This is a genomic window from uncultured Maribacter sp., assembly GCF_947500405.1.
In the GTDB taxonomy this organism is placed as follows: Bacteria; Bacteroidota; Bacteroidia; order Flavobacteriales; family Flavobacteriaceae; genus Maribacter_B.
Genome location: NZ_CANMRY010000013.1, coordinates 56,341 through 67,564, shown reverse-complemented (window position 1 = coordinate 67,564; position 11,224 = coordinate 56,341). Strand labels below are relative to the sequence as shown.

At 29.8% G+C, this 11,224-nt stretch carries 17 protein-coding genes and 1 pseudogene; 14 read left to right on the top strand and 4 right to left on the bottom strand.

Annotated elements, in window-relative coordinates:
* Positions 1-352: 352 nt before the first annotated feature.
* The 11 genes from Q0945_RS15265 to Q0945_RS15220 all read left to right on the top strand — a co-directional run bounded on the left by Q0945_RS15265 (position 353) and on the right by Q0945_RS15220 (position 4,800).
* Positions 353-505: a DUF1508 domain-containing protein gene (locus Q0945_RS15265; RefSeq protein WP_299436266.1), complete on the top strand. Its 153-nt coding sequence runs from the start codon at positions 353-355 to the stop codon at positions 503-505.
* Positions 506-508: 3 nt separating this feature from the next.
* On the top strand, positions 509-739 hold the full coding sequence (locus Q0945_RS15260) for a hypothetical protein (protein WP_299436263.1): 231 nt from the start codon (positions 509-511) through the stop codon (positions 737-739).
* A gap of 22 nt (positions 740-761) precedes the next feature.
* Positions 762-1,040, top strand: coding sequence for a membrane protein insertion efficiency factor YidD (gene yidD / locus Q0945_RS15255; protein WP_299436260.1), 279 nt, complete (start codon positions 762-764; stop codon positions 1,038-1,040).
* Positions 1,041-1,043: 3 nt separating this feature from the next.
* Positions 1,044-1,262 (top strand): hypothetical protein, encoded by a 219-nt coding sequence (locus tag Q0945_RS15250; protein ID WP_299436257.1) that lies wholly within the window; start codon positions 1,044-1,046, stop codon positions 1,260-1,262.
* A 129-nt stretch (positions 1,263-1,391) separates the two neighbouring features.
* Positions 1,392-1,679 (top strand): YegP family protein, encoded by a 288-nt coding sequence (locus tag Q0945_RS15245; protein WP_366136585.1) that lies wholly within the window; start codon positions 1,392-1,394, stop codon positions 1,677-1,679.
* Positions 1,676-1,723 (top strand): hypothetical protein, encoded by a 48-nt coding sequence (locus Q0945_RS16175; protein WP_366136588.1) that lies wholly within the window; start codon positions 1,676-1,678, stop codon positions 1,721-1,723. The genes Q0945_RS15245 and Q0945_RS16175 overlap by 4 nt, the downstream gene beginning before the upstream one ends.
* A gap of 24 nt (positions 1,724-1,747) precedes the next feature.
* Complete coding sequence (locus Q0945_RS15240) at positions 1,748-1,954, top strand: excalibur calcium-binding domain-containing protein (protein ID WP_299436253.1); 207 nt, start codon at positions 1,748-1,750, stop codon at positions 1,952-1,954.
* Positions 1,955-1,958: 4 nt separating this feature from the next.
* On the top strand, positions 1,959-2,363 hold the full coding sequence (locus Q0945_RS15235) for a hypothetical protein (RefSeq protein ID WP_299436250.1): 405 nt from the start codon (positions 1,959-1,961) through the stop codon (positions 2,361-2,363).
* Between the two features lies 1 nt (position 2,364).
* On the top strand, positions 2,365-3,630 hold the full coding sequence (locus tag Q0945_RS15230; RefSeq protein WP_299436247.1) for an ABC transporter permease: 1,266 nt from the start codon (positions 2,365-2,367) through the stop codon (positions 3,628-3,630).
* A 4-nt stretch (positions 3,631-3,634) separates the two neighbouring features.
* Complete coding sequence (locus Q0945_RS15225; protein WP_299436244.1) at positions 3,635-4,546, top strand: hypothetical protein; 912 nt, start codon at positions 3,635-3,637, stop codon at positions 4,544-4,546.
* A 2-nt stretch (positions 4,547-4,548) separates the two neighbouring features.
* Entirely contained in the window at positions 4,549-4,800 is a 252-nt protein-coding gene (locus Q0945_RS15220) for a hypothetical protein (protein WP_299436241.1), read from the top strand.
* 371 nt (positions 4,801-5,171) lie between these two features.
* On the opposite strand, the gene Q0945_RS15215 is transcribed toward Q0945_RS15220, so the two are convergent.
* Positions 5,172-5,981, bottom strand: coding sequence for an endonuclease/exonuclease/phosphatase family protein (locus Q0945_RS15215; protein WP_299436239.1), 810 nt, complete (start codon positions 5,979-5,981; stop codon positions 5,172-5,174).
* A 180-nt stretch (positions 5,982-6,161) separates the two neighbouring features.
* Between Q0945_RS15215 and Q0945_RS15210 the strand changes: the two genes are divergently transcribed.
* Positions 6,162-6,434: a hypothetical protein gene (locus tag Q0945_RS15210; protein ID WP_299436236.1), complete on the top strand. Its 273-nt coding sequence runs from the start codon at positions 6,162-6,164 to the stop codon at positions 6,432-6,434.
* 172 nt (positions 6,435-6,606) lie between these two features.
* Here Q0945_RS15210 and Q0945_RS16170 read toward each other — a convergent pair.
* Both Q0945_RS16170 and Q0945_RS15205 read right to left on the bottom strand, forming a co-directional pair.
* Positions 6,607-6,723: pseudogene (locus tag Q0945_RS16170) on the bottom strand (Arm DNA-binding domain-containing protein); the annotation flags it as partial.
* A 66-nt stretch (positions 6,724-6,789) separates the two neighbouring features.
* Positions 6,790-7,545 (bottom strand): sulfite exporter TauE/SafE family protein, encoded by a 756-nt coding sequence (locus tag Q0945_RS15205; RefSeq protein ID WP_299436233.1) that lies wholly within the window; start codon positions 7,543-7,545, stop codon positions 6,790-6,792.
* A 75-nt stretch (positions 7,546-7,620) separates the two neighbouring features.
* Here Q0945_RS15205 and Q0945_RS15200 point away from each other — a divergent pair, with 75 nt between their 5' ends.
* On the top strand, positions 7,621-9,432 hold the full coding sequence (locus tag Q0945_RS15200; RefSeq protein ID WP_299436230.1) for a sodium:solute symporter family protein: 1,812 nt from the start codon (positions 7,621-7,623) through the stop codon (positions 9,430-9,432).
* Here Q0945_RS15200 and Q0945_RS15195 read toward each other — a convergent pair whose 3' ends face one another.
* Positions 9,433-10,023, bottom strand: coding sequence for a riboflavin synthase (locus Q0945_RS15195; RefSeq protein WP_299436227.1), 591 nt, complete (start codon positions 10,021-10,023; stop codon positions 9,433-9,435).
* 58 nt (positions 10,024-10,081) lie between these two features.
* Here Q0945_RS15195 and pdxA point away from each other — a divergent pair, with 58 nt between their 5' ends.
* Complete coding sequence (gene pdxA / locus Q0945_RS15190; RefSeq protein WP_299436224.1) at positions 10,082-11,131, top strand: 4-hydroxythreonine-4-phosphate dehydrogenase PdxA; 1,050 nt, start codon at positions 10,082-10,084, stop codon at positions 11,129-11,131.
* Positions 11,132-11,224 lie beyond the last annotated feature (93 nt).

Below are 11,224 nucleotides of genomic sequence, written 5' to 3'. Positions count from 1 at the left end.
AAAAAATAATGTAAATTTACCTGAATTAACAATTTAAGAACAGGCCTAGTTCAAACTATTTTTTTGCCTTCCAAACGGCTGAAAAAAATCTTTTGAACGGACAAAAAAGACAAAAAAAAAGGTCAACCTATTTCAGTATAATACAGATTTTGGCGCAAAAAACACCACTCAGCTTATTGCGATACTAACTCGTGATGGGCTTATTTAAAAGCTAATTTTAATTAGGTATCGACTACGTTCGACCGTACAACATTTTTATTTAAATAATAACAATCCCTTACAGATATCTGTAAGGGATTCTTGTTTTATGCGGGTATGTTTGAGGTATTATTAATTTAAAAACAAAAATATTATGGACAAATGGGAATTTTATCAAGATGCTAGTAAAGAATGGAGATGGAGAAGAACTGCTTCAAATGGAAGGATAGTTGGAGCTTCAACACAAGGTTATGTTAACAAATCGGATTGTATTGATAATGCAAGGCGAAATGGTTATAAAGGGTAAGTTATGGAATACAAAGTAATCCCTTTTGTTGCTTCAATTGATTCTAAAAAAGGTAACTCAACACAAGTAGCATATCAACTAGAAGAAATCATAAAACATCATTCCAATCAAGGTTGGAAATATATCCGTCTAGAGAGTGTTTCAACTTTTGTACATCCAGATTCAGGGTGTTTTGGATTAGGAGCTAAGCCTGGATATACAACTACAAGACAAATGATTGTTTTTCAAAGATAAAATGAAAATTTTTCTTTTAATAATGATTAAAATCTATTGGTTTTTAATCCCAAAATCAAAACGAAGGAAATGCATATTTAGAAAATCTTGTTCAAATTATGTTTTTGAAGAAACTTCAAAAAATGGTTTATGGGAAGGTTTAAAAGCTTTTAGATTCCGATACGAAAATTGCAGACATGGATTTGAAATTTTTGAAAATCCAATAGACAATAAAATTAAAATGATATTACCTAACCATCAAATTATTGGTGAGGAAAATATAGCAAAAACATTAATAAATAAAATGAAGCTCAATGAATAAAATATGAAAGTAACTTTACTCTTATTGTCACTTCTTTTATTATTTTCTTTCAGAATAAAAAAAGCAGATACCAATGTCTATATCTGCAAAGGAAAGGGAAGTAAACGATATCACTACAGCAAACACTGCAGAGGATTATCTAACTGCTCTACAAACGTTTATGAAGTTACTTTATCTAAAGCAAAAGGAATAGGTAGAACCTTATGTGGTTGGGAAGATTAGGACTTTTTATTTAAGTAAGAAGAAAGAGAATGGTTTATACCATTCTTTTTTGTTTTACAGATATCTGTAAGGAATTGTCTTTTAGTGGGTATAGATTTGGAGTAATAATAATTTAAATAAAAAGTAATAATGGGACAACCAAAATTCGAAATTAAAAACAGTACCAACAATCAATTCTATTTTAACCTTAAAGCAGGAAATGGAGAAATTATTTTAACTAGTGAAATGTATACTACTAAGCAAAGTTGTAAGGATGGTATCACTTCAGTAAAGTTAAATGCGCAAGATGAAGGTAATTATGAAAAGAAGCCAGCTATAAACGGAAAATCTTATTTTAACCTCAAAGCTTCTAATGGTCAAGTTATAGGAACAAGTGAACAAAATACACCTCTACACAAGGGAGAGATAAAGGAATAGCTTCTGTTATGGTTAATGCACCAATAGCTGAAATAGTAGACTGATTTTAAACATATAGTTTCAAAAAAATGAGTTACAGAAGAGGGTACTATAAAAAAGATGGAACATATGTTCAAGGACATTTTGTGAATAAAGGAATGAAAAATAGAAAAGTTAAAAATAAGAATAACAAAATGGGTTGCTTAGGAGTTCTAATTTTCTTTTTAGTCTTAGCTATAAATACATCTTTAGATAGAGACAATGATAATATACCCTGTGAAAATGGTAATTACTAAATCTATGGAAAAAATAAATGTATCAACAGAACTAAAAAGTCACTTTTTAAGACTTTACCAAATAGCTATCTCAGATGATAAATTTGATGTGCTTGAATTGCAAATGTTGTACAAGTTTGCAGAAGAAAGAGGAGTTAGCAAAGATCAATTAAACGAGATATTATTAAATCCTTCAGAAGGCTCATCTATACCAGAAAATTTAGATGAAAAAATAGAATATTTATATGATTTAGCCTTAATGATTTGGGCCGATGATATAGCGACCGAAGATGAGGTAAATACTTTAAAAAAATACTGTTTAAAATTTGAATTTTTAGAGGAAAACATAGATGATTTATGTGAATTTCTTCTAAATAATGCTAAAGAAAAAGTTTCTAAAAAATTATTAATCAGCAAAATTAAAGATTGACATGAGCGCCTTAAAAAAAATATTTTCTTTAAAAAAAAGCACTCCATTATTAGAGATTGAAAGACCAAAAGAAGAAGATGTAAAAAAAATTAAACTTACTTTTTTTGAAAGTGGTTACGGTTCTTCTAAACAAGCAGAAGGCAATTATATGGTTTTCAGAGCATGCTTACAAAATGTCTATATGGATTACAAAGGAAAATGTAGAGAAAATGATGAGCTTCAGAAAGAATTAAAAGAACCATATGTACAAGAAAAAAGTAAATATGAAATAGAATTAAAAAAAAGAAAAACAATAAAAGGAATTATAGAAGAAGCTATTGCTAGTTTAGAAAATAAAATTTCAACATATAAAAATGAAATAGCAGATGTAAAACATAATCCAGAAAAGTATGTAGAAGATGTTGATAGAAAACCAAAGGCTCAATTTTATTTAGGGTTAATTGTACTTATTCCTATTACCTTTTACTTACTAGTTTTTTACATATCAGCTTCCTATTCTGCTTTTTTTAAAACATTTAATACTGAACAGCTTACCAATGCAATTTTTGATGCGAATGCTTTGACAAAAGCCGTAAATGATGGTTGGCTGGAGGGAGTTTTTGTAGCAACTATACCTTTTGCGTTTATGGGATTAGGCTATCTAATTCACATGTTTCAAAAACATAAAAACTGGCTATCATACTTCAAGATTGGAATCTTGTTCATAATCACTTTTATTTTTGATGCAATACTAGCTTATCAAATCGAAAAAAAGATTTATGATATTGAAAAAACTCTTAATTCACCTGAGTTCAATGTGCAAATAGCCTTCATAAAAGCAGAGTTTTGGGGGATAATATTTGCGGGTTTTGTAGTCTATATCATATGGGGATTAGTATTTGATTTTATCATGAAGGAGTATGATAATTTTGATAAGATAAAATCTTTTATTAGAGCAAAAAGAGAGGATATACAGAACTACAAAAAAGGAATTGACAATCAAATTGAAAAACTTAATCCAATAATAGAGGAAATTTCTGGAATAGAAGGAAAAATTAATGACCTCCAAAGAACAATAGATGGTTTTATCTTTTCCAATAAACATTATCTCACATTTCATGCAGAATATGTGAAAGGCTGGTTTTTGGCTATAACTGATAACTTCAAAGGAGAAAAAGTTAGGAGCGAATTGTTGTCAAAGTGCATTGAGGAAGAAAAAAACCACCTACTAGCCCATGATATAGCCGACGAAAGCTATGAAGGAAGATTATACAAACTCATTAATTGATATTATGAAAAAATATATTAAATTCTTATTGATACTATCTGTATTACTCACAACTTTTATTTCCTGTAAAGAAGAGTCAAAGTCTGAAGAGATAATTCATAATCATAGCTTTATAAAACTTTTATCGAATAACGAAAATCTTAATATTAGTCTACTTTTGGATTTATCTGATAGAATAAATCCAAAAAAAAATCCTTCTCCCGCAATGGATTTCTATTTAAGAGATGTTGGTTATCTAAAGTCAATAGCCCAAACTCTAGAATCCCATATTATGAACAAAAAAATGATAAAAATAGATGACAAAATACAAGTATTTATAGACCCAGAACCTTCAGACAACAATTTAAATATAAAACTTAATGCGCTTAAAATTTCTTTTAATAAGGAGAATGTTACCAAGAAGAAAATTTTTATGACTTGTAAAAAATACGATAGCATTTCTAAATTAATTTATGAATCGGCGATTAAAGATGATCACTATGTAGGGTCTGATACTTGGCGATTTTTTAAAAATAAGGTGAATGATTATTGCATTGAAGAAAGGTATAGAAACATTTTAGTGATTTTAACAGATGGATACATTTATCATAAGGACACTAGAATAAAGGAAAATAATAGAGCATCTTTTTTAACACCTCAAGTCATAAAGAATAATGGGCTTAACAACTCCAAATGGGAAGATAAGTTTGATAATAAAGATTATGGGTTTTTAACTTTAGATAATGATTTATCCAGTCTAGAAATTCTAGTCCTAGGTGTAAATCCAGATGATAAAAATCCTTATGAAGAAGATGTAATTAGAGCTTATTGGAGTAAGTGGTTTAAGGAAATGAATGTAAAGAATTTTGAAATTAAGCAAGCTGATTTGCCATCAAATATGGATAAAATAATCCGAAATTTTATTTTAAAAGAATAATCATGGCATTCAGGTTTAATAAGAGAATTAAAGTAGTTAAAGGTCTAGGAGTTAATATTAATAAATCTAGTATTACTTCTAGTTATAGAAATAAAATAGGAAGTGTAAGTTCTAAAGGGTATTCTGTGAGAACTGGTACTCCTGGATTACGGTATCGTAAAAATTTTTCTAAAGCAAAAAATAGCGGGTGTTTACCCTCCTTAATAATTATGGCTTTAATCATATTTGTTGTTTATAAAATTAAACCGTATTAATGAAAAATAAACAGATTATTATAGTCATATTTTTAGCTATTGTAGTAATCGTTTTGGGAGATTATCAATCAATTTTCAAATCAGTTCTACTACCAGCCTGAAATAACTAACTCATTAGCAGGAGGAACTTTAAGTACTCTATTTAATTATAGTATGAAAGTTGCGGGTCAGATAATAAATAAAGGCGGCGATGGATATGAGATGTAATTAAAGCTTCAGTTCAACAATCTGGAAGTAGATATGAAGTCAAAACAAATATATTTGTTATCATATTACGCGGAAGAGGTTGAATTTATTTTTGATGAAGTAAAATTGTTAAAGGAAAAATCTATCTATCATATAGAAGTGTTTGCATTAGGAAGTTTGGGTAATTAAAAACTAAACTTCAGATAAACAGGCAAGTGATCAGATAGTTTTCTGGCTCTTTCTAAATTTTCGCAAAACAGTACAAAATCTAAAATTCCGCTATCCTTTCTTTTAATATGTTTAGAAAAAAAAATATTGTCAATAGGATGGTTTAGATAATGATTTTGCTTACAAACTTTTTTCAAGGTTGTTTTTTGTTTGGTAATGGCAGCAGTAAAACCATTATTCTTAAGGTTGTTAAATATAGGTTTAGATTCGTTTACATTAAAATCTCCTGCAAGTATTAGATTTGTGTTTAATGAGTTTATGAGATACTTGGTCAATGCTTTAATCTCACTTTCTGGGTCTTGATTATAAGGTCTAGAATGATAGTTTATAATAGATAATTTTTTCTTATTTATATAAAAATCTAAAATAAAAGGTTCTCTATCTATTACAGAATCTAATTCAGTAATTAACCTACCTCTATTCTTAATTTTAAGATGCTTTGTTTTCCAGATAAAAGCATAACGTTCTGTTACATACTTAGAGCTATTTGTTGGATTGCTTATAGCGTAATCCCATTTATTTCCTTTTCTGTTTAAAATAGCAGTAAGCTTAGCAACTGCTTGCGCCCCACCAAAACCAGCAACTACTTCTTGTATGGCTATAATATCAGCTTCTTTAACAATTTCAGAAATTTTATCTAATTCTTCACTATTTTTTGTTTTCCCAAAATCCTGTATATTCCATGAAACTAAGTTGATAGTATTTTCTTGAGAAAATATATTTAAGGAAAGAAAGAAAAGAAGAATGCAAGATAATTTTTTTAGCATCTTATGTTGGTTTTAGGCATTAAAAATAGCTAAAATTGAGGCATATATGTTTACAGAAATCCGTAATAAATCAAGTTTTTAAGTATCTAAATACAAGGTTCTTTTAATAATTGTCGCATAATTAAAATCATTAATAGAAAAAATTAAAAAATAGGTTATAGTTAATAAAAGAGAGTAAAGATGAATTTGGAGACTTTATATTCTAAATATGGGCAAGATGCTTTAAAAAACACAGTTCTTTTGGAAAGTATTATTGTACATAGAAGTGTACTAACACCTTTGAAGAATACAGATTATAAAGATTTCACTTTACAAGATCTTAACATTATATCGCCTAGCAAATTTTTAGATAGCTACAAATCTGATTATAAAGAAATGCAGAATAGTATGATATACGGTCAATCACTTGATTTTGAAATACTCCTCGAAAAAATAATGAAAGAATTGAAATAAAAATATATTAGAAAGACAAAAAGAAAAAGACCTTTTTTTGACGAGCGGGGATTGAATTAGTCCTAAAATGCTTTTCAAAATCTTCAGTCTGCATTTCTAAGTTACCGTAAATTTTCATAGCCCTATCTAGAACTTTATTCAGTAGACGATTATTCTGAATGTAATTTGTATTTCATTCATTGAATTGACCGCTTTTTATATCCCATTCATTTTCTGGAATACTGAAAAGAGTTTTAAAGTATTTAGTGCGTCTATCTTTGGTCACTCTCAAACAAACAGGAAAGCGGCCATTGGCTAGTGGATTTTCAAGTTAATTCTTGGAAGCTTTTTTATTTAAAAATAAGTGTAAAGAAAACTAACGCACTAAAATTAATAACGCTCCTATTGCAGTAAGCATTAAAATCATTTTTCTATAAAAATCATCTTTAATAATTCTCACAAGTTTTATGCCTACAAACATGCCAATTATTATTCCAGGAATTAACTTTAGGTTCAATAGAAAAGAGTCTACCGTAATTGTTTCCCAAACAAAAATATGAAATGGGAGTTTAAAAATATTGATAATAAAAAATAACCATGCTGCAGTACCAATGAACTCATTTTTTGGTAAACGCATTGCTAAAAAAAAGATATTACTAAAAGCTCCAGCTAAGTTACCTATCATTGTTGTTATTCCTGCCATTATACCCATACTTCCTGCAAAAGCCCAATGCGTAGGTACATTTTTAGACTTTTTGCGATCCCACCAATACATTAATATAACACTACCTAAGATAACAATAGCCATACTATTTTTAAAGGTTAACTCATCTAAATCATTTCCAATAAAAACACCAATTAGTACGCCTAGCATCATCCAAGGTAAAAAGCGTACTATATATTTCCATTGGGCATGTCTATTATAATAAATAACCGCAAAAATATCTCCGAAAATAAGTAAAGGAACAATTAAACCAGTAGATTCTTTAGCTCCAAAAGCAAGAGCCATTAATGTAACATTTAATATTGCTATGCCTTTAATACCTGATTTAGAAACTCCAATAATAAATGCAGATAATAATGCCAAAAACCACTGCATACTTGTTAATTCTAAAGAAATTAATGTTACCATATTATGTAATTATATAAGATTACGTAAAAGTATATATAAAAATGTAATACCTTTAATACCAATCAAGAATACTATATGACTTTAAGTGCATTAGATTATACGCTTATAATTGGTTTTTTTTTAATTGTTTTAGGGGTAGGTTTTTTTGTTTCTAAGAAATCTGGAAAGGACTCATCGGAGTTTTTTTTATCTGGAAGAACAATGCCTTGGTGGCTTTTGGGTCTTTCCATGGTAGCAACTACTTTTTCGACAGACACCCCTAATTTGGTTACAGATATTGTTAGAACAAATGGTGTTTCTGGTAATTGGGTATGGTGGGCATTTTTAATTACAGGATTATTAACCGTATTTGTATATGCTAAATTATGGAGAAAATCTAATGTAAAAACAGATTTAGAGTTTTATGAATTACGTTATGGAGGCAATCCTGCTAGTTTTTTAAGAAAATTTAGAGCAGTTTATCTAGGAGTTTTCTTTAATGTAATTACTATGGCAGGAGTAACACTTGCAGCTATAAAAATTGGTAGCATAATGCTTGGTTTAGAACCCTGGCAAACCGTTATTTGCGGGGGAGTAATAACCGTTATTTTTAGTGCTTTAGGCGGATTTAAAGGTGTTGTTTATACTGATTTTTTGTTATTCTTTGTAGCAATGGCAGGATCTATTGGCGCTGCGTATTTCCTTGTAAATATTCCAGAAGTTGGTGGTATAAAAGCCTTAATGGCTAATGAAAATGTTAGTGATAAACTATCTATTTTACCAGACTTTAGTAATAAAAAAGCACTTATAACATTATTTATTATTCCTTTAGCAGTACAGTGGTGGAGCTCATGGTATCCTGGTTCAGAGCCTGGTGGTGGTGGGTACATAGCCCAAAGAATGTTAGCTGCAAAAGATGAAAACCATGCCATTGGCGCAACCTTCTTTTTTAATATTATGCATTATGCTTTAAGACCTTGGCCATGGATTTTGGTGGCATTAGCATCTTTAGTTGTTTTTCCAGATATTACTAGTATACAAGAAGCTTTTCCTACTGTTTCTGAGGACAAATTAGGGCATGATTTAGCGTACTCTGCAATGCTTACTAAACTTCCAAGCGGACTTTTAGGACTAGTGTTAGCCTCTTTAATTGCTGCATATATGAGTACAATCTCTACACAATTAAATTGGGGTTCTTCCTATATTGTTTTCGATTTTTATAAACAACAAATTAATCCAAATGCATCAGAAAAAAAGTTAGTAGCTATTGGTAGATTATCAACAGTTTTTTTAATGGTATTAAGTGCAGGCTTAGCATTACTATTACAAAATGCACTACAACTTTTTGATGTTCTTTTAACCTTTGGAGCAGGTACTGGACTTATATTTATTTTACGATGGTTTTGGTGGCGTATAAATGCTTGGAGCGAAATTACCGCAATGTTTGCTTCGGGTTTAATAGCTATTATTTTAAAATTTACCCCTATTGGTGATTTCTTTTTTGCTGTAGAAACAGGTGTTTTCCCAGATTGGATGGAGTATCCATTTGTGGTATTAGTAACCACCGTTATATGGCTGGTAGCTACTTTTATGACACAACCAGAATCTCCAGAAGTTTTACAAAATTTTTATAAAAAAATACAACCAGGCGGTCCAGGTTGGAAGAGTGTAGAAGTTAAAGCATCAGAAAACAATATATCTATTAAAAACAAAGATGAAAAGTGGAGCGTACCTAAAGGTATATATGCAATGATTGCGGGTTGTATACTTATTTATACATGTATGTTTGCTACAGGATATTGGATATATGGCAAAACAACGTTGGCGCTAACCTTAACGGGTATTGCAATGATTTCTGCCTTAGTGCTTATAAAATTATGGAAAGCTCTTAAAGAAGATATTTTGTAATTACCCTCTGTTTGCCATTAATTTAGAAACATATTTACCAATAACATCAAATTCTAAGTTAACTACAGTTCCTACTTTATAGGAACCAAAACGGGTATGTTCATACGTATAAGGAATAATAGCTACACTAAAGGTGTTTTTACCAGAATTTACTACGGTTAAACTTGTGCCATCAATAGTAATAGAACCTTTTTCTATAGTTGGGTTGTTTAAAGTAGCATCATATTCAAAAGAAAAAAACCAACTACCATCTTTTTCGGAAATAGAAGTACATATACCAGTTTGGTCTACATGCCCTTGAACTATATGACCATCTAACCTTGAACCTAAAATCATGGCACGTTCTAGGTTTACTTTTTCTCCAACAGTTAGGTTATTTAAACTTGTTTTTTTTAAAGTTTCCTCTATAGCTGTAACAGTATATTCTTTGTCTTTTATAGTAACAACAGTTAAACACACACCATTATGAGCAACACTCTGATCAATTTTTAATTCGGAAGTAATGTTAGATGTAACTGTAATATGCAAATTACTTCCTTCTTTCTCTAAATTAGTAATTTGTCCAAGTGTTTCAATTATTCCTGTAAACATGTGTCGTTTTATTTAAGTAATTTTGCGCAAAATATTTAGATACAAAGGTAAAGATATAATGCAGGAAAAAGCGAAAATTAAATTAGGTATATCTATAGGAGACTTAAACGGTATAGGTTGTGAAGTTGTTTTAAAAACTTTTGCAGATTCTAGAATGCTAGATTTTTGTACCCCAATTGTTTTTGCATCAAACAAAACAATATCACAACAAAAAAATCATTTAAAAATACCAATTAATTATAATGGTGTACCAGATGCATCTAAAGCTTTAGATGGTAAATTTAATGTAGTAAATGTTTGGAAAGAAACTCCAAAGTTAAATTTTGGAGAAGCAACACCAGAAGGAGGTAGTTTTGCTATTAAATCCCTACAAAAGGCTGTAGAAGCATTAAAACAAGGCAAGATAGATGTTTTGGTAACTGCTCCTATTAATAAGAATAACATACAAAGTAAAGAATTTAATTTTCCAGGACATACAGATTATTTGGCTAAGGAATTAAATGGGCAGAGTTTAATGTTTATGGTAACCGATGATTTAAAAGTTGGTCTTTTAACAGATCATGTTGCCGTTAAAGATGTATCTGCTGCAATTACTACTAAACTAATTAATGATAAGATTGAGGTAATAGAGAATTCTTTAAAGATGGACTTTGGAATTACAAAGCCTAAGATTGCACTTTTAGGAATAAATCCGCATAGCGGAGATAATGGTGTAATAGGTATAGAAGATGATAAAATTTTGAAGCCAGTTATTAAAGAATTGGCTAATAAAGGGCATTTAGTTTACGGTCCTTATGCTGCAGATAGTTTTTTTGGGTCAGATGGGTATAAAAAGTTCGATGCTATTTTAGCGGCTTATCATGATCAAGGGTTAATTCCTTTTAAAACTTTATCTTTTGGAAAAGGGGTAAATTATACTGCAGGTTTAAGCAAAGTAAGAACCTCTCCGGATCACGGAACTGCCTATGAAATAGCAGGAAAAGGTAAGGCAGACCATAGCTCTTTTAAAGAAGCAGTATTTTCTGCAATACATATTTTTAGAAATAGAGAAGAGTATTTAGAGCTAACAGCAAACCCATTAAAAAAGCAAAAAATTACTAGAAAATAAGTATTGTATTAAAACACAATGATTTATTGTTTAATTTTAATGAGTAAAAATTGGGTATTATTAAAATAATAGTATCTTTGCACCCCCCTATAA